The 19,087-nt window shown below is 44.5% G+C and carries 16 protein-coding genes; 14 read left to right on the top strand and 2 right to left on the bottom strand.

Annotated features, from left to right (window positions below):
- Nucleotides 1-84 precede the first annotated feature (84 nt).
- The 4 genes from ACG3M1_RS08500 to ACG3M1_RS08515 all read left to right on the top strand — a co-directional run bounded on the left by ACG3M1_RS08500 (nucleotide 85) and on the right by ACG3M1_RS08515 (nucleotide 5,871).
- Complete coding sequence (locus ACG3M1_RS08500; RefSeq protein ID WP_009269423.1) at nucleotides 85-789, top strand: polyphosphate polymerase domain-containing protein; 705 nt, start codon at nucleotides 85-87, stop codon at nucleotides 787-789.
- Entirely contained in the window at nucleotides 771-1,442 is a 672-nt protein-coding gene (locus ACG3M1_RS08505) for a DUF4956 domain-containing protein (protein ID WP_008818988.1), read from the top strand. Before ACG3M1_RS08500 ends, ACG3M1_RS08505 begins: the two co-directional genes overlap by 19 nt.
- On the top strand, nucleotides 1,432-3,171 hold the full coding sequence (locus ACG3M1_RS08510; RefSeq protein WP_009269422.1) for a carbohydrate-binding domain-containing protein: 1,740 nt from the start codon (nucleotides 1,432-1,434) through the stop codon (nucleotides 3,169-3,171). The genes ACG3M1_RS08505 and ACG3M1_RS08510 overlap by 11 nt, the downstream gene beginning before the upstream one ends.
- A gap of 477 nt (nucleotides 3,172-3,648) precedes the next feature.
- Nucleotides 3,649-5,871: a bifunctional diguanylate cyclase/phosphodiesterase gene (locus ACG3M1_RS08515; RefSeq protein WP_008818986.1), complete on the top strand. Its 2,223-nt coding sequence runs from the start codon at nucleotides 3,649-3,651 to the stop codon at nucleotides 5,869-5,871.
- Nucleotides 5,872-6,000: 129 nt separating this feature from the next.
- Here ACG3M1_RS08515 and ACG3M1_RS08520 read toward each other — a convergent pair whose 3' ends face one another.
- Entirely contained in the window at nucleotides 6,001-7,932 is a 1,932-nt protein-coding gene (locus tag ACG3M1_RS08520) for an NAD(+) synthase (RefSeq protein ID WP_008818985.1), read from the bottom strand.
- A gap of 252 nt (nucleotides 7,933-8,184) precedes the next feature.
- On the opposite strand from ACG3M1_RS08520, the gene ACG3M1_RS08525 reads away from it, so the two are divergent.
- Nucleotides 8,185-9,093, top strand: a complete 909-nt coding sequence (locus ACG3M1_RS08525) for a cation diffusion facilitator family transporter (protein ID WP_008818984.1) — start codon at nucleotides 8,185-8,187, stop codon at nucleotides 9,091-9,093.
- Nucleotides 9,094-9,428: 335 nt separating this feature from the next.
- Here the strand turns inward: ACG3M1_RS08525 and ACG3M1_RS08530 are convergent, their stop codons facing one another.
- Nucleotides 9,429-10,943, bottom strand: a complete 1,515-nt coding sequence (locus tag ACG3M1_RS08530; protein WP_002608396.1) for a 4Fe-4S dicluster domain-containing protein — start codon at nucleotides 10,941-10,943, stop codon at nucleotides 9,429-9,431.
- 327 nt (nucleotides 10,944-11,270) lie between these two features.
- On the opposite strand from ACG3M1_RS08530, the gene ACG3M1_RS08535 reads away from it, so the two are divergent.
- From ACG3M1_RS08535 to ACG3M1_RS08575, 9 genes are all read left to right on the top strand, one after another.
- Nucleotides 11,271-12,731 (top strand): aldehyde dehydrogenase, encoded by a 1,461-nt coding sequence (locus ACG3M1_RS08535; RefSeq protein WP_224721036.1) that lies wholly within the window; start codon nucleotides 11,271-11,273, stop codon nucleotides 12,729-12,731.
- A 6-nt stretch (nucleotides 12,732-12,737) separates the two neighbouring features.
- Nucleotides 12,738-13,532 (top strand): polysaccharide deacetylase family protein, encoded by a 795-nt coding sequence (locus tag ACG3M1_RS08540; protein WP_395815180.1) that lies wholly within the window; start codon nucleotides 12,738-12,740, stop codon nucleotides 13,530-13,532.
- A gap of 113 nt (nucleotides 13,533-13,645) precedes the next feature.
- Nucleotides 13,646-14,152 carry a hypothetical protein gene (locus ACG3M1_RS08545; RefSeq protein WP_044905376.1) on the top strand — a complete coding sequence of 169 codons (507 nt, stop codon included), beginning with the start codon at nucleotides 13,646-13,648 and terminating at the stop codon, nucleotides 14,150-14,152.
- A 1,179-nt stretch (nucleotides 14,153-15,331) separates the two neighbouring features.
- On the top strand, nucleotides 15,332-16,012 hold the full coding sequence (locus tag ACG3M1_RS08550) for a dihydrofolate reductase family protein (RefSeq protein WP_257362389.1): 681 nt from the start codon (nucleotides 15,332-15,334) through the stop codon (nucleotides 16,010-16,012).
- Nucleotides 16,013-16,209: 197 nt separating this feature from the next.
- Entirely contained in the window at nucleotides 16,210-16,653 is a 444-nt protein-coding gene (locus tag ACG3M1_RS08555; protein WP_100933518.1) for a GNAT family N-acetyltransferase, read from the top strand.
- A 336-nt stretch (nucleotides 16,654-16,989) separates the two neighbouring features.
- Complete coding sequence (locus tag ACG3M1_RS08560) at nucleotides 16,990-17,154, top strand: hypothetical protein (RefSeq protein ID WP_172953798.1); 165 nt, start codon at nucleotides 16,990-16,992, stop codon at nucleotides 17,152-17,154.
- 21 nt (nucleotides 17,155-17,175) lie between these two features.
- On the top strand, nucleotides 17,176-17,502 hold the full coding sequence (locus ACG3M1_RS08565) for a MazG nucleotide pyrophosphohydrolase domain-containing protein (protein ID WP_002608404.1): 327 nt from the start codon (nucleotides 17,176-17,178) through the stop codon (nucleotides 17,500-17,502).
- Nucleotides 17,503-17,562: 60 nt separating this feature from the next.
- The gene (locus tag ACG3M1_RS08570; protein WP_002608405.1) at nucleotides 17,563-17,919 is read left to right on the top strand and encodes a winged helix-turn-helix transcriptional regulator; all 357 of its coding nucleotides are present in this window, start codon (nucleotides 17,563-17,565) and stop codon (nucleotides 17,917-17,919) included.
- A 69-nt stretch (nucleotides 17,920-17,988) separates the two neighbouring features.
- The gene (locus ACG3M1_RS08575) at nucleotides 17,989-18,435 is read left to right on the top strand and encodes a pyridoxamine 5'-phosphate oxidase family protein (protein ID WP_170316693.1); all 447 of its coding nucleotides are present in this window, start codon (nucleotides 17,989-17,991) and stop codon (nucleotides 18,433-18,435) included.
- Nucleotides 18,436-19,087: the final 652 nt, after the last annotated feature.

Here is a 19,087-nt window from a genome sequence, read left to right on the forward strand (position 1 = left end):
AGCATTGAAAACTTCACTTAATTTTCAAGGCACCATCATGAAATATCCGTTCACCTTTGCTAAACTATGACCGAGGTGATATCTATGAAGCAGGTTATACAGAGATTTGAAAAAAAATATTTGCTGGATGCAGATCAGTGCCGCAGCTTTGTAATGCGCATCCAACCATATATTACAGAGGACATTTATCCGGCAAGCACCATATACAATCTTTATCTGGATACGGAGCAGTTTGATCTTATCCACCGTTCCATTGAAAAGCCGCCCTTTAAGGAGAAGCTGCGCATCCGCAGCTATACACCGGTATGCAGTGAAGAGGAACCCATATATCTGGAAATCAAACGCAAATATGCACAGATAGTCTGCAAGCGCAGAATGCAGCTGAGCTATGGTGAATGCCGCAGGTTCCTGAACAATCCCAATCTGAGTGCCAGTCAGATTGAAAAGGAACTATCCTATACGCTGTACCATTATCAGGTGCAGCCTAGAATCTTTCTGGCATATGATCGTATTTCCTATGTCGGAAAACAGGAACAGCAGCTGCGCATCACGATGGACAGCCATATTCGAAGCAGGTTTGACCATCTGTCCTTAAACGATCACGAAAGCAATGAAGAGTTGTTTCACAGAGATATGATTTTGCTGGAAATCAAGGCTGAAAGGAGTTATCCGCTGTGGCTGAGCAGCGTACTTTCGGATATGCGGCTGTACCCAACATCCTTTTCCAAGGTGGGACAGGTATTTTATAAAAAAGAAAAAGGAGAACTGTTATGTTTACAAGCATCTTAAATCTGGAACAGGGTCTGACGATCCTAAACGGCGTGGTGTGCTGCATGAGTGCACTTGGTCTGGGACTGATCATTGCATGGTTTTATCGAAGACTTGGGTATTGCTCTCACAGCTTTACTGTCACACTGGCACTGCTGCCCGCTCTTGTGCAGTTTGTCATCATGATGGTCAATGGTAATCTGGGAACCGGAATTGCCGTTGTCGGGGCCTTTAGTCTTGTTCGGTTTCGCTCACTTCCAGGCAGCAGTAAGGAGATACTGTTCATCTTTTTCTCCATGGCAATCGGACTGGCAATCGGCATGGGCTATGTCAGCTTTGCGGCATTTATGACGATTGTTATCAGTATGAGTGCATGGCTGCTGTTTACTCTTTTGCAGCCGAACAATCTGCAGCTGTATAAGGAACTGAAAATCGTAATTCCCGAGGATCTGGATTATACAGAGGTATTTGACGATATCCTGCAAAGCTACTGTAAACGTGCGGAGCTTGTCCGCGTAAAAACGATACAGCTTGGCGCCATGCTGGAAATGACCTATCATGTGGAGTTGAAGGAAGTAAAACAGGAAAAGCATATGGTAGATGACATTCGCTGCCGCAATGGCAATCTGAATGTAATTGTAGCAAAAAGGCAGGCGATGCAGAATGAATTATAAAAAAGCCGCATGGATGTCCGCCTTTCTGGCCGGAGCACTTGTATTGGCAGGCTGTCAAAGTGATTCGGATACTGAGGACACCACGTTTGCCGTGAACACAAATACTTCTGCGGTGAAGCAAAGCAGCACTCTTTCTCTGGAGGCAGAGGACTACGATACGGAAATCAATGATGCACAAAAAATTTCACTGGATGAGCAAAGCGGTGATGTGAAGATAACAAAGGCCGGCACGTATCAGCTGAGCGGCACACTGAAGAACGGTTCTGTTGTCGTGGATGCCAAGGCTGCCGTTGTTCGCATTGTATTGGATAATGCTCATATCAGGAGTAAAAACAGTGCACCGATATATGTGAAGCAGGCAGATAAGGTCATCATCACACTGCCTAAGGGCACTGCCAGCTCCCTGAAGGATACAGCCTCCTATACTGTGGATGAAAAAGAAGAACCAAGTGCGGCATTGTTTTCCAAGGATGATTTAACGATCAACGGCAGCGGTACACTGAACATCACAGCTTCTTATAAAAACGGTATCCAGTGCAAGGATACGCTGAAGCTGGTAGATACAAATTTGAACATCACGGCAGAGAACGATGGAATCAAGGCCAGGGACGCTTTACTTATTTATAAAGGCAGTTACATGGTGCAGGCTCAGGGAGACGGCATTGTGACAACCAATGAAAAGGAACAGGGAAATCTGTGCATTGATCAGGGAACCTTTGCTATTGAAGCACAGCAGGACGGTTTACAGAGTGCCGGAGATCTTACGATTTACGACGGGGTCTTTACGGTTACCAGCGGCGGGGGATGCGTTAATAAGGTTGGCACCGGCTCCGCATTACAGCCTTGGGGAGAATTTGATGATCATGATGAAGCAGTCCAAAAGAGCCAGAAGGGAATCAAGGCCGCTAAGAATATGGTACTGTATAAGGGAAGCTATACCATCAGCTCTCATGATGATGCCCTGCATGCCAATGGAAGTATGGATATCAAAGGCGGTACCTATACCCTGTCAAGTGATGATGACGGTGTGCACGCGGATGATACGCTGACGATTCACAATGGCACAATACAGGTCAAACAGTCCTATGAAGGAATGGAGGCGAATACCATTCAAATCAAGGGTGGAGCACTTCAGATAAAAGCGAGTGATGACGGCATCAATGCGGCCGGTGATTTGGGGAATCCATTGCTTACCATAGACGGAGGAACCATTTATGTAGACGCTGATGGAGATGGGGTGGACAGCAATCAGGATATTGTGATGAATGATGGTACCCTGATTGTCATGGGGCCTGAAAGCGGCGGCAACGGGGCACTGGATTATGATGGCAGCTTTGCGATGAACGGGGGAACGCTGGTTGCAGTGGGAAGCAGTGATATGGCGATGGCTCCTTCGACCTCCAGTACACAGCCCTCTCTTATGATTCGTACAGACAGTACACAACCTGCGGAAACGATTTTGTATGTGCAGGATGAAGATGGCGAAATCATACTGGGTGTGTCTTCGGTGAAGGCATGGCAGAATGTGGTCATCAGTACGGGGACATTGAAGAAAGGGAGTACCTATGATATCTATGTAGGCGGCAGTGCATCCTCCGTGAAAAATGGTGTCTTTACAAACGCAAAGAGCGGTACGTTGCTGGCATCCATGACGCTGAATGATGTGGTGTCCACGTATGGAAATGCAGGTATGCTGCAGGGGCCGCAGGGAGACGGTAGGCATCCATAAATAACAAGCGAAGAACGCATCGTATTGCATAAGTACAGATAGTTAATCCTATGTATAGCTTATAAGTCTGTAAATAACAGCGCTGAGCTGTTCTGAAGAGAGCTTGTATTCATTTACTATGAAAAAAGAGCTGCTCAAACAGAGATTCATCTGATTAGGATATAAGTATAACAAAACAGGAAGGAGTATCGTTTCTAAGAATGTTAGGAACGATAGTTCTTCTTTTATGTTACAGTCCCTGTTAGCGAAGAAGAATCAAAAAGGAATACAGTCACCTTTTTTCATGTGCTACCTGTCTGTAAAAGACAAGATTTACCAGTTTTGATAAAAAATGAGATTTCCTTTCATCAGATGGACAAATTTCAGTTGTATATGCCGGAAAATGACTTTATAATAAGAATGTAACAAAAAAAGGGAATTTATACTCTTCATAAAAATATAATATACATAAACTTAGTAGAAGGGAGGAAGCTGAATATGAAAAAACACGGATCCATTAAACAGGCGATTGTTCTTGCAGCACTCAGTCTTCTGTTTTTTGCCTGTATTGCAGGATTTTATATCGATCGCATTCGGAACAGTCTGATTACAGATCTGAAGCATAATGTTCAGGAAATCTCCGCTTCTACTACAACCGCGATTGAAATACGGATTCATGATCATATGTCAACCTTGGAGAACATATCCTATATGCTCCAGAATGAGCATACCACCGATACGGAAAAGCTGCTTCAGGCACTGATGAGTGCCAGTGCAAACAGTGAATTTATGCGTTACGGCATTACCGATGAAAAGGGAAACTGTCTGACAACGGACGGAATGCAGTTTTATGTGGGAGACCGGGAATATTTCAAAGAAGCCCTGAAGGGGAAATCCTCCTTCTCCAATACCCTGCATGATAAAATCGGGGGGTATGATCTCAATGTGTTTGCCACACCGGTTCGCGCAGAGGATGGCAGTATCCGCAATGTATTGTTTGCGGCAAGCAGGACAAAGGATGTGGCAGATAAGCTGCTGATGGAAATTTATGACGGCAAGGGCTTCAGCTCCATCTGGGATGAGGAAGGAAATATCGTCCTTAATTCGAACAGTGAAACCGCCAGCAGGGCCGTACACAATCTCAAGCAGCTGAGCTTTTACGATGATTTCGGTACGGAGAAGCTGAAAAAACAGGAAAGCGGTATTGTAAAATTCAAGTCGATGAACAATGAAGACCGCTATCTCGCCTATGAACCGCTGGGCTATAACAACTGGTATGTGTTTTCCGTTGTTCCGGTGAGCGTTGTGACCAGTCAGATCAATAATGTCATTGTCATAGCGGCGGCTACCTGGTTTCTGGTAGCTCTGGTTCTCAGCGGCATCATATGCTATCTGTATATGTCAAGGGTGCGCAATGAGAAGAAAATTGACAAGGTGGTATTCTATGACGATCTGACTTCCCATTATAATTACAATAAATTTCGCATGGACGTTCAGATGCTGCTGGATAAAGGGCAGGCCGACAGCTATGCACTGATTGAGTTTGATGTCAGTGACTTCAAGCTGTTAAATGAATTGTATGGCTATCAGGGCGGGGATCAGCTGCTGATTACCACCATGCGGCTGTGTGAGGAAAACTGCAGTGCGGATGAGCGTTGTGCACGGATTTCCGCAGACCGTTTTATCGTCTTGTGGGAAATGCGTGATACGGATAGCATTGCGAGTCGTTATGCTGCTTTGATGGAAGCGGTTCAGGAGGATATGCGAAAGCAGCGCGAACAGTTTAAGGCTGATTTTTATGCCGGTGTATATCTGCTCCAGAATACGGATCGTGAGTTCTCTCCATGTCATGACCGCTGTATGCATGCAAAGATGCTTGGCAAGGCAGAAAAGAAACAGCGCTGTACCTTCTTCAGTGAAAAGATGTACGATACGATGCTGTATCAGAAGCGGCTGGAGGGGCAGATGGAGCAGGCATTGCAGCATAAGGAATTTAAGGTCTTTCTGCAGCCGAAGGTTACACTGCGTGATGATATTGTCCACAGTGCGGAGGCACTGGTGCGCTGGGATTCTCCGATATTCGGCATGATTCCGCCGATGGCCTTTATCCCGCTGTTTGAAAAAAACGGTTTTCTGGAACAGCTGGACATGTATATGATGGATGAAGTCTGTCAGCTCTTAAAGAAGTGGGAGCAAACGTATCCCTCGCTGCGTATTTCCATCAATGTTTCCAGAATGTATATCTTCCGCCCCGGCTTTGCCCGGCGTGTACTCGAAATTGTTGAGCGCAACGGCGTTTCCACAAAGCAGCTGGAAATAGAAATAACGGAAAGTGTGATTTTTGACCGCAGCTTGGAGCTGTTCGCCATTATTCAGGAGCTGCGTTCCTATGGGTTCCGTATTTCCATGGATGATTTTGGAAGCGGCTATTCCTCATTGAATATGCTGAAGGATATCCCCATCGATACCATCAAGCTGGATCAGGTGTTCTTTCAGACTAACCACGGCAATACGCAGCGTGCCAGAGATATTGTCGGCGGCGTTTTGAGTCTTGCGAAGACGCTTGGTATTCACAGTGTGGCAGAAGGAATTGAAGAGGCGGATGAGGTTGTGTTCCTAAAGGAGCATGGCTGTGATGAAATTCAGGGCTATTATTATTCCAAGCCACTGTGTGTGGAGGATTTCGAGGCCTATATATGCAGGCAGAATGCAGATAGATGATGTGTTACAGCAGGATTGTGAAAAAGGTTCAAGGCTGTCCGTGAATGGATTGCTTTGAACCTTTTTATGGTATGGCATTTTTTTAAATACCATATCACTGCGAATTGCAAATATCTGATCATACGGGGTCTATTGCAGGTCATTCACCTGCCTGATCCACGCCGCTGCACTGGCATCACTCGGCATGCGCCAGTCACCGCGCGGGGAAAGACAGATGGAACCTACCTTAACGCCGTCCGGCATTGCGTTTCGCTTGAATTGCTGTGTAAAGAAGCGACGGTAGAATATCCGCATGGTATCAAGGATAACCTTACGTTCTTCCTGTGGAAAGGCGAGCACTGCAAGCTTTAGTATCTTGGCAGGGGCATAGTGATTTCTCAGCATGTGGTAGAGGAAAAAGTCGTGATATGCATAGGAGCCGATGGCATCCTCCGTTATCTGTGCGATTTCATCATCTGCCTTCGGTGGCAGAAGCTCCGGCGAAACCGGTGTCGCACAAATATCATCCAATACATCCGCGATATCTGTTTTCTCTGTTTTTCGCATTTCCTGTGCATATGTTTTTACGAGATGGCGTACCAGTGTTTTGGGAATGGATGCATTGACACCATACATGGACATATGATCTCCGTTATAGGTACACCATCCCAGAGCAAGCTCGCTCAGATCACCGGTACCCAAGACAATGCCGTTGTATGTATTGGCTAAATCCATCAGAATCTGCGTTCTTTCTCTTGCCTGTGTATTCTCATAGGTGATGTCCAGTTGTTTCGGGTCATGCCCGATATCGTGGAAATGCTGCTCGCATGCATCATGTATGGAAATTTCTTTCACACTTGTATGCAGGGCAGCCATCAGCTTATGGGAATTGCCGCGTGTTCGCCTTGTGGTGCCAAATCCCGGCATGGTTACTGCAAGGATACCCTTGCTGTTGAGACCGAGCCTTTCAAACGCCATATGTGCTACGAGCAGCGCCAGCGTGGAATCCAGACCTCCGGATATACCGATAATCAGCTGTGTACAATTGATTTTCTTCAATCGCTGTGCAAGTCCGGCAGCCTGCATATGCAAAATCTGCATACAGCGTTTGCTGCGCTGTGCTTCCTCTCCTGGTACAAACGGATAAGGAGAGATGTCACGCATCAGCTGCAGCGGCTGCGTGATCGGGGCAGTTCGTATCGTAACCTCTGTATAGGTGCAGCTGTCCTGAATCTGCATCGCTGTATGAAATTTCAGCCGCTCACTGCGGCATTTTTCCAGGTCGATTTCCCCATAGAGAATGTGTTCCTCTTCCAGTATTTCGGATTCTGAAATGATGGTGCCGTTATCTGCGATGATGTCATGTCCGCTGAATACCAGATCGCTTGTACTTTCACTGACACCTGCCGAGGTATAGACATAGCCGCACATGTTTTTGGCGCTGTGCGTTGTGATTATCGCCTTGCGGTATTCGCTTTTTCCGACTGTTTCATTACTGGCAGACAGATTGACGATTACATTGGCTCCATGCCCGGCATGTCTGGTAGATGGGGGAATAGGCACCCAGAGGTCCTCGCACACCTCGGCGGCAATTACAGCGCCGCTTGTTTCATCATGAATCAAAAGATTCGGTGTGAAGGGTACAGACTTTCCAAACAGACTGATCGTATCCAGCATGCGCTGCTCACTGTCTGAAAACCACCGCTTCTCATAAAATTCATTATAATTCGGGACATAGGTTTTGGGAACGATGCCGAGAATATCATGCTTATATAGAAACGCTGCACAGTTAAACAGATGATTCCCCTGTCGAAGGGGAAGACCGACTGCAAGGATGGCTTCACTTTCATTCTCATCCCGCAGTGCTTTCAAGGCTGCCAGACAATCATCCAGCAACAGATTTTGATACAGCAGATCCTGACAGGTGTAAGCACACAGCGACAATTCAGGAAACACCGCAAGCCGTATATCGGGGCGCAGGGTATGCAGCAGTCTCTGCATGGTCTTTCGATTGGTCTCCACATCCGCAATCTGAACAGCAGGCGTAATACACGCAACATGAAAGTATCCGTAATTTTCCATAATATCTGACCTCACTTTCCTGTTTAGTATAAGCAAAAAGTAAGCAAAATACAATAAATTCATATATGGAAGGTGAATGCATACCTTGTAATGCAGTACAAAAAGCGATACAATGGAAACAGGAAAGGATTGTGAAACTATGCTTGTCCATTCGGACAAAAGAAAAAAGCGTACATCCAAACAATATATACAGCCGGGCCCGTTTCAATAGAGAAGGGTATTTCTTTATGGAAAAGTGAGGCTGAATAAACAATGAATAAAGAAAAAATGAATTATGAACAGCGTCTTCTGCATGTGACGGTCGCTGCGGGAATTCTGTTTTCCGTAATCGAGGTCATGATGGCAATCTATACAAATTCTCAGGCGGTGCTGATGGACAGTATCTATGACGGTGCGGAGGCTGTTGTCCTTGCGCTGATGGTCTTTCTTGTACCGCTGCTGTACCGCCCGTATTCGGAGCGCAAGCCATATGGCTACTCCCAGCTGGAGTCCTTCTTTTTGTTGATGAAGGGAGGTTTTCTGGCAGCTGTAACTATTGGATTGATCGTTGGTAATGTACAGATGATCGTTAATGGCGGTAATCATGTGGATCAGGGAATGATTGGCTGGTTTGAGCTGTTTCTGGCAGTGCTGTCCGCTGTCATACTCATCGCCTTACTGGTGATGAATCGCCGTGTCGATTCTCCTTTGATAAAAGCGGAGCTGCTGGGCTGGAAAATTGATGTGTGCAGCAGCATCGGTGTTGCCGCTGCGTTTCTGTGTGCCGGCCTGTTGGCCGATACCTCGCTTGCATGGCTGTCTCCCTATGTGGATCAGATTATCGCCATCGTCATTGCGATGATCATGCTGCCGCAGCCATGGCGTATGATGAAGGATGCATTTCGCAGTCTGATTCTGTTTGCGCCTGAGGAGGATGTAACACAGCGGATTCGAAGGCTGGCGGATCATGAATTCGAACGGTATTCCTATGAACCAACCTTTTATAATATCATACAGACCGGACGAAAGCTTTGGGTGGAAATATACATCCGCAACGATACCAATATGATCAATGTGACGCAGCTTGCGGCTATACAGAAGCAGCTGAGCAGCTCCCTGCAGGATATTTATGATGATGTCTATGTGGAAATCACACCGGATATCAAAGAAGCGGCAGGCTGATTCTCAGGTATATGTAATTTGAAAAACGGCTTACAGCATCCTCGCAGAAAGGTCAAGTGCAGGACAGCCTGAAAGTCCATCACTTTAGCTTATTCTAAAGGTGAACAGTATACTATCGTCAGAAAAGGAAGCCCCTGTACACAAGGACTTCCTTTTTCAAAAGACATCCTGTAGCGAATTGGGTTCTTTCTCGATTGCAGGTAAACGTAAAATAGGGAGACTTCCAACTATTGCAGTTATCAATACAAGTTGAAGTCTCCCCTTTTGCAAACACCCTAAAGTAAGAAAGAACCGCGAATTGCTGTACAGGATGTCTGTTTTATTTTTTTATGTGTTTATTCTTTGGTCAGTAAATCCAGATTATCCAGATATTCACTTTCGAATGCAAGCTTTTTTTCTGCATCATTTGTATATTTCTTAACCAGAGCACTGGATTTGATTACCGGCTGCAATGTTCCGGCACCGGCTACACAGCCACCCGGACATGCCATACCCTCCAGCAGATAGCCGTTTCTTTTTCCAGCCTTTGCCATCATCAGCATGGTGCGGCAGTTTTTCAGACCTTCAGCGGAATCGATCAGAACCTCCTTGTCCGGATGCTCCTTCTGAATACACTGCTTCACCGCATTGGCAACGCCTCCGCTTACTGCAAAGCCACGACCATTGGCAGTGCCTTCCTCAAATGGAGCGTCTGCCTCGACCTGCGGCAGGTTGATTCCCTTTGCTTCAAACATCCCCATTACCTCTTCAAAGGTCAAGACAAAATCCACATCACTTCTCACACTTTTCCGGCTGGCTTCCAGCTTCTTTGCGGCGCAAGGTCCGATGAAGACAACCTTTGCGTCCGGCTTCTGCTTTTTGATCAGCCGTCCGGTCAGTACCATCGGAGTCAAAGCCATGGAAATATACGGCTTGAAGTCCGGGAACAGCTTTTTCGCCATAACAGACCATGCAGGACAGCAGGAGGTCGCCATGAACGGCTGCTCAGCCGGTACCTTGCTCAGGAAATCCTCAGCTTCCTCCACTGTACAAAGGTCAGCACCGATTGCAACTTCAACAACATCCGCAAAGCCAAGCTCCTTTAATGCTCCTTTTACCTTTTCCGGGGTGACAGTCGGTCCAAATTGGCCGACAAAGGCAGGGGCAATCGCGGCAATCACCTCCTTACCGGACTTCATCGCATGAATGGTTTGGAAAATCTGTCCCTTATCGACAATGGCACCGAATGGACAATTCACCAGACACATACCGCAGGATACACACTTATCATAGTCGATTTCCGCCCGACCCAGCTCATCGGAGGTAATGGCATCCATACCGCAGCTTCTTGCACAAGGACGCTCCAGCTTATTGATTGCACCATATGGACACACATCCATACAGCGTCCGCATTTGATGCATTTTTCCTGATCGATGTAGGATTTTCCGTTCACCATAGAGATCGCATCCTTTGGACATACCTCCTTGCATGGATGTGCCAGACAGCCCTGACACGTATCGGTTACCACAACCGTCTTTTCCGGACATGCATTGCAGGCAAACTTGATAACGTTTACCAGTGGGTCATCGTAATATTTTTCGGCGATGGCACTCTCTTCAATACCATCACTCAAGGAAGAATGCTCATCCATTCTTCTTACAGGAAGACCGATTCCAAGACGCAGGCGCTCACCAACAATGGCACGCTCCAGAAAAATAGAATCACGGTAAGTAGCACGTTCTCCCGGGATAATTTTAAATGGCAGCTTTTCAATACTGCTTGCATAATCTCCGCCTTCATAGGCAAGGCGGGCGATTTCTGTAAAGACATTTCTTCTTATATCAGTTACTGAATTGTAAATACCTCTCATAACGTTTCACCTCGATTCCATTATACTGTATTTATTTCTATTTGTAAGCAGGAAATGTAAATTTGTGAAATTTTTCGTTACCTCTATAATCAATCGCTTTTTCAGTGAATGACAGCGAGAAGCTATGAGACAAAGGAAATGAATAAGACACATGGTAGACAAAAATTCCAAGCAGCAGGAACGAAAGCATCGTGTTCCAGCAGGGTGGCCTGCGGTATGTATCCCTTATAAATACTTATAGAGGAAAAAATTTGATATGCTTTATGCATACGATACTGCGGCAATGCATATCGCGGTGTATGTTTCGATTTGAATGGAAATCCGGTGATGAAAAGCAGCAGAGGTTTTTCAGCCGTAAGGTACACAAGCAGACAGAATTCTGCTATAATTTCAGAAACAAAGGAAACAGGTGATGGTATGGAAATCGAAGGATTGGTAAAGAAACAGCGTGCATATTTTCGCACGCAGGCAACAAAGGATTTGGAAATACGCCGAAATGCATTGAAGAAGCTGCGTTCAGCAATTCGCGACATGGAAGCGGAAATTCATGCGGCTCTGCGCGCAGACCTCAATAAATCCGATATGGAAGCGTATATGAGCGAAACCGGTATGGTGCTGAGTGAGCTGACCTATCAGCTTCGCCATATGGAGCAGTGGGCAAAGCCAAAGCGCGTACATACACCACTTGCACAGTTTTCAGCAAAAAGCTGGACGCAGTTTGAGCCTTATGGGGTAGTTCTGGTAATAGCGCCGTGGAATTATCCGTTCCAGCTTTCACTGGAGCCGGCGATTGGCGCGATAGCGGCAGGGAATACGGTCATCATCAAGCCGAGTGCCTATGCGAGCGCAACCTCTGCCATCATCGCAAAGCTGATTCGCCGTTGCTTTCCCAGTGAATATGTGGCAGTGGTTGAGGGAGGCCGCCGTGAAAATACAGAGCTGCTGGAGCAGCGCTTTGATTATATCTTTTTTACCGGCGGAGTAGAGGTCGGCCGTCTGGTCATGGAAAAGGCCAGCAGATATCTGACACCGATCACGCTGGAGCTTGGCGGTAAAAGTCCATGCATTGTAGATAGGAGCGCAAATTTGAAGCTGGCTGCCCGCCGTATTGCGTTTGGGAAGTTCCTGAATGCGGGACAGACCTGTGTTGCCCCGGATTATGTATATGTAGAGGCATCGGTGAAAAATGAGTTTCTGGCTTATCTGCAGGACAGTCTGCATACCTTTTTTCAGGGAAGTGCCATGGATTGTGCAACCTATCCGAAAATCATAAATAAAAAGCATTTTGCCCGCCTTTGTGCACTCATGCAGGAGGGAAGCATCTGTATGGGCGGAGCCATCCGTGAAGAAACGTGTCAAATCGAGCCAACGGTAATTGAGAATATCTCATGGGACAATGCCATCATGCAGGAGGAAATTTTTGGTCCGCTGCTTCCGATACTGACCTTTACGGATCTGGATGAGGTTGTACAGACACTTCTGGATAAGGAAAAACCTCTGGCATTGTATCTGTTCAGCGAGCAGAAGCAGAATCAGCACAGGGTGTTGTCACCTCTGAGCTATGGGGGCGGCTGCATCAACGATACGATTATTCATCTGGCAACGAGTGCGATGGGCTTTGGCGGTGTTGGTCAAAGCGGGATGGGAAGCTATCACGGCTATGACAGCTTTCAAACCTTCTCTCACCGCAAGAGTATCGTAAAAAAAGCGAACTGGATCGATCTGCCTTTTCGCTATCACCCCTATACAACATGCAAGCAGCGCCTGGTGCGTCTGTTTCTGAAGTAGGTGTTTATGCGTCAGAGAAAGCTAACGGTCATTCTGCTTTGCATCCTGCTATTGCTATATGCGGGAAATGCGCTTGTGCAGGCGTTTAACAGCGAGGACGGCATACCGATTATCGGCTATCACCATATTGTTCCGGATGCTGATAAACAGGCCTTCTTCCCGAACAACATGTGGGTGATCTCCCTCTCTGATTTTGAACGGCAGATGCAGCTGTTAAAGGAAGATGGCTACCATAGTGTGACACTGGAGGATGTATATGCCTGGAAGATGGGGAAGAAAGATTTGGATGAGAAAAGTATTGCCATCACCTTTGATGACGGATTTTATTCAACGACGAAATTTGCACAGCCGGTATTGAAGCGCTATGGCTTTACCGGCTCGGTATTCGTGATTGGCTCGGTTATTGATGAACAGCACGGTCCCTATGATCCTAAGCTTCGCCAGCATGCTTCCCATGCGGATATGCAGGATGAACGTGTGCTGCAGTATTTCTCACATTCCTATGATCTTCATCATAAGAATGCGGATGGCTTTCGCATCGATCAGCTGAACGATGAACAGCTGCAAAGGGATACGGAGCAGGCCGCAAAGCAGGGCTCTATCACCTATTACGCATATCCGTATGGGAAATATAATAAAAGAATACAGAAAATTCTGAATGATAACGGCACGCGCCTTGCCTTTGGATACAATGAGAACTGCAAAGCAAAACGCAGTGATGATTCCTATGCACTGCCGCGGTTTAATGTAAACGCCTATACCAGACTGGATGTATTCCGCGCCATGCTGGAAAGCAGGTAAGAAAAAAACACAGATTTTCCCTCCACCATTGTGATACGCCTATGTTGGGCATCGGACATTTGCATATAGTGGATTGAGATGGATGAAATCTCATATAAAGGAGGAAATCTTACATGTATAACTCAAGATGCAATTGTTCTTCCAACAGCGGACGCGGGTCTTCCTGCGCACGCAATGGAGAAAGAATTCTGGTAAACCAGTCCGGCTGCAATACGGAAAGCCGTTCCCGCTGTTCCTGTGTCAACACCTACCGTCCGGGCTGCGGTGGTAATCATGGCAGCTGCGGCTGTCATCACCATGACAATGACTGCGGTTGTGGAAGCAATGGAAACTCTCATGGCTGTGGCTGCGGCAATCACCGTCCGTGTCCGCCAAGACCATGTCCACCAAGACCATGCCCGCCAAAACCGTGTCCGCCAAAACCATGTCCACCGAGACCATGCCCGCCAAGACCGTGTCCGCCACGCCCTAGCTGTGAGGACCGCTGCCGTGAGCAGTATCGCCGCTGCATGAGAAACTGCCGACTGCGTGATGATGATCTGCGTGAGGATTATGCGGAAGCATTCGACTATGATGAAACAGATAGAAAATACGAAGAGTACGAAGAATACGAAGATTAACAGCTGATTCCTTTTTCAGGCGATTCATATAACAAACGGACTCCTGCATGTATTGCAGGGGTCTTTACTATTGTGGGAATTTGCATATTTGGCGAATTAGAATTATTTACAGTTATAGTTCATTTCTGCAGTTTTTCTAAAATACTTTCCGGATACATGATATGTTCACATTATATACAGTATCCATATATCCATCTTTGCGATTTGTCTTTCAGAATTTCCTTGGACATTTTTATTTGATAGAGGAGTTGAGAATGGTTTGAATATTCTGTTGTATTTCGATCGGCATCTGTGATACACTGGTAAAACGAAAAAAAGGAGGAGCAGTCACATGAAAAAACATGAGCAAACCATAATGATGATGTATGCATCTCAATCACAAAAGCCCCGGCCTTTCTGCATGTCAGTCTGAGCGATATTTTTTTTTGGCGTTCCTATAGAATTTCAACACAAGGCACCTTTTTCTATATCATAATGTACAAGTCTGTCAATTATCGGCGGACATTGTAACGGCTACTTCATAAATCATAAAAATAACAGTGACAGAGGACCACCTGATCATATTCCTGAAGCAAAACATGAAAAAAGGAAAGAAGGGATATGACCATGCGTGAAACAATAAATTGATATATTCAAAATAAAAACAGTCAGCATAGTGAGATATACCAATTATATGCCCATTTGCAATAACTTCGTTCTTTATTTTTCAATGCAGTTTAAACAGGATAGTATACTTCGGCTTAACTGGGAATGTAGCAAAATTGTGTAAACAAGCTGAAATGAATCTGCTTTAAGCCAAAAAATACCTGCCCTTTCTTATGAAGATGCTTATGAAGATTTATACAGAGGTATTGCGTAAAAGCGTTAAATATACTATAATTGCGTTATATCGCATTCAGAAAGATACCTAGGCAATATCAAAGCGATAGAAATAGAAGTGGAGTCTTTTATAGAATTCACTTCTTTTTGTATTCACTATTCTTAAAATAGCAGTTCCATCATATATTCCGAAAGGATATAAGTATTGAGTAAGCTCGATTATGTCAATAAGTGGTAAATAGGTGACTGCTTTTATTTTTTACTCATGAAGAAATCCAGCTTGCAACTCGGGAGTTTATTCATTCATGACAATTTCATTTCACTGTGTTAGAATGAAGCTAGTCATAGGAGGAATGAATTATGGATAGAGCAGTAACCACCTTGTTTATGCTGATGTCAGTAGATGGGAAAATCAGTACCGGGTCATCGGATGAATTGGATGTCGATAAAGACTTTCCTAATATAACCGGCGTTAAGGAGGGACTTCATCAATATTATGAATTTGAACAAATGGGTGATCTATGGTCCTTTAATACCGGTCGAGTTCAGCAGAAAATGGGAGTAAATGAAGAGGATTTCCCGGCAAAATCGCCTGTATCCTTTGTGTTGCTGGATAATCATCATCTAACGGAGCACGGCATTCGGTATTTCTGTCAGTTGTCCAAGGAATTTGTGTTGATTACACAAAACCCCGCACATCCGGCATTTTTAGTAAAGGAAGATAATTTACACATCATCATGCAGGATACATTGGATCTGGCAGGCGCTTTGGAAATTTTAAAAGAGGATTATGGATGCAGTCGATTAACGGTACAGTCAGGAGGTACCTTGAACGGACTTTTTTTGAGGAAGAAATTGCTGGACTATATAGATATTGTTGTTGCCCCGATATTGATTGGCGGAAAAGATACTGCAACACTGATTGACGGAGCTTCCATCACATCTGTAGATGATTTGCATGCATTGGGAGTACTGAAGCTGGAAGCGTGTGATGTACTGAAAAATTCGTATATTCGCCTAAGATATAAAGTGATCAATTGAAAAGCTGGTCGGTTTAAAATGTCAGTATTTTAGTATATAGGCGCTAAGGCGATAAGACGGCACACTTTCTTTTATGGATACTGTAACAGCATATGCAATAGGAGGGCTGTTTCACTTGGCTGTATTGGTTAGGCAGTGCTTGTTGTTGATGGTACTTTGACAGCATAAAATATTTTAGAATTACGGAGGATAACAAAATGAAAATCATGGAAGCAATAGATAGAAATCCAACACTGACAGGGCAGCTGCTAGAGGTGTGGGAAAGCTCTGTAAAAGCAACCCATCTCTTCCTGTCAGAGGAAGAAATAGAAAATATTAAGAACTATGTGCCACAGGCAATACAGGAAATACCGTATTTGATTATCGCGGTAAATGAACATCAGGTTCCTGTAGGATTCATGGGAATTGCAGAGCAGCATCTTGAAATGCTCTTCATTTCTGACGAAGAAAGAGGAAAAGGCTTGGGCAGAGAATTGCTTACATTCGGAATAGAAAAATATTCAGTGAATGATCTGGCAGTAAATGAACAAAATCCTCTAGCAAAAGGGTTTTATGAATACATGGGATTTAAAGTGTATAAAAGGACAGAGTGTGATGAACAAGGCAATCCATACCCACTTTTATATATGAAATTGAATTGATCTGTCCGAATACACAAACGAAGCTGCTAGAATATTCACAGGGTATGGAAAGGCTGTATGTATGGGTCTGAGCCTGCTGATCAAAGATATGGTTCATTCTTACATATAATAGAAAAGGCAACAGAAGAAGATTATGTGCAATCAAGCTTTTGTAGATACCATTGGACATCTGAATTTTCTGAAACAGGCTTGTAATATGAATGTTTATCAAAGGTAGGTGTACAGTTCTCACTGGAGAATCCATTACCTACCCATTTGTTGGAATCAGGACTACAAGGGACTCATAGATAAGCATGAATAGATTACTATAAGCAGAATATGCGCAGGAGGATGATGGTGAAAAACAGGAAAAACAGAAAATCCAGTTCTAATGATAAAATCGCATGGGGCCTGATTTTGGGATTTATGGGCGGACTATTATTGGATAATATAGCTCTTGGTTTCGTGGTTGGGTTGCTGATTGGCAGCTTGCCTGAATGTATAGAGAAGGGAAAGAAATAAATTAGAATAAAGGAGGATAACATGGATGAATTTACGATCAATGAAATGAAAGAAATGCAGCTGATTTTGCAAGAAAAATATAAAGATAAATGGGAAGGTATTTCTGTTCTAGCAGGCAGGAACAAGCTGCTTTGGATGATTGGAGAAATAGGCGAAGTAATAGACATCGTAAAAAAGCATGGGGATTTTGAAGCGGCTCATCAGGAAGATATAAGAAAAGATCTAATTGAAGAATTAGCTGATGTTCTAATGTATTATAACGATATTTTGTTGTGCTATGATATATCTTCCGAAGAATTAAAGACAGCATATAAAGAAAAATTCGAAAGAAACATGAAACGCTGGTAAAGGTATGTACTGCACGGCCTCTATACAAGTGCTGTGATAAAGCTAAACAGGAGGAGCAATTTGAAAACACGTATGGAATACACCTGTCCTCTGGAGCTGACGCATGATGTTACAAAAGGTAAATGGAAACCGATTATCCTGTGGCAGCTTGGAAAAGGGCGTCGCTCATTATCTTCCTTGAAAAAAGAAATACTGGGCATCACACAGAAAATGCTGATGGAACAGCTGAAGGAGCTTTTGGAATACGGTATGGTTGAAAAGCATACGTATGCCGGTTATCCGCTGCATGTTGAATATTATCTTACCAAGCGCGGAGAGCATATGCTGGAGGCGATTGCAATCATGCAGGAAATCGGAGTGGAAATGATGCTGGAGGATAACCGTGAGGAATTTTTGAAGGAAAAGGGACTTATATAGTCACAAAAAAGTGGGTAATGTACAAATGCTGCCAATCAGACTACAATGGAGGAAAGGTTGGTGAGTGATATGATGAAAGATTGTGAAGCAACGATTGGCAGGCTGATAGATAAACAGACAACAGCATTTATCAGCTCCGTGGATCCGGACGGCTTTCCAAACACGAAGGCAATGCTTTCTCCGAGAAAGAGGATCGGTATTCAAACATTTTATTTTACGACAAACACATCCTCCATGCGGTCAGCACAGTATCGAGAAAACCCGAAGGCATGTATTTATTTCTGTGATAAACGCTATTTTCGAGGTGTTATGCTGATAGGAACTGCAGAAATTCTGGAGGATACTAAAAGCAGGGAAATGATATGGAGAGAAGGGGATACCATGTATTATCCTGAGGGAGTAACGGATCCGGATTATTGTGTTTTAAAGATTACTGTAACAAAGGGCAGATATTATTCCAACTTTCATTCGGAAACGTTTGCTGTACCTGCTGTGAAACCGATAACTCCTGAATAATCGATTTCCTGCTGAAATGCAATGGATAAAAGCATATGCCCAGGGAAATGAAATTCATGGTCGGAAAAGCAGAAGGATATTGCAGGCTGTTACCTACATATGCCTTCAAAGAGCAGAAGCTTCTGTTTCTTCAGCATCAGTAAATGTAATTGCTTTATGTGGATATATTGATTAGGAGGTGGGCTGCCTGCTGGAAACCGGACAAGCGAAATAAAAGGAAAAACCATGTAATGCGTTCGGATTTTATGTATGTCTTTCACAGGAATCGGATATCCGCAGACAATTATGGAAAGGGCTTTGTGCAGATTAGACTGTATATTCCCTTTTTTGTTAAGTATAATCTACATAACAGGCTTTATTGACACAATCTTTTGAGGCTAGTGGATCTAAATGATGAGTCTTGATATTCATATGAGAAATCGTATTCGGTCTAGCCTCTCCCTGAGGTTAATGGATCTTAATTCAAGGTCGGTACATCTAAATATGAATACAAAGCTTTGTGTTTGCAGTAGCTTTACATAGAATCACCATCTTTGTACCACCCTGATCCGTGGGATGACCAGCTACATCTATTTTATATCCATAACAAAAAGTCATGGATGAGTTACACAAAGAGCTGTTAAAGGTTGCAGGAAGTTCTGGAAAGCTTTTG

Source organism: Clostridium sp. 10cd* (assembly GCF_044336395.1).
Classification (GTDB): domain Bacteria; phylum Bacillota_I; class Bacilli_A; order Erysipelotrichales; family Erysipelotrichaceae; genus Clostridium_AQ; species Clostridium_AQ innocuum.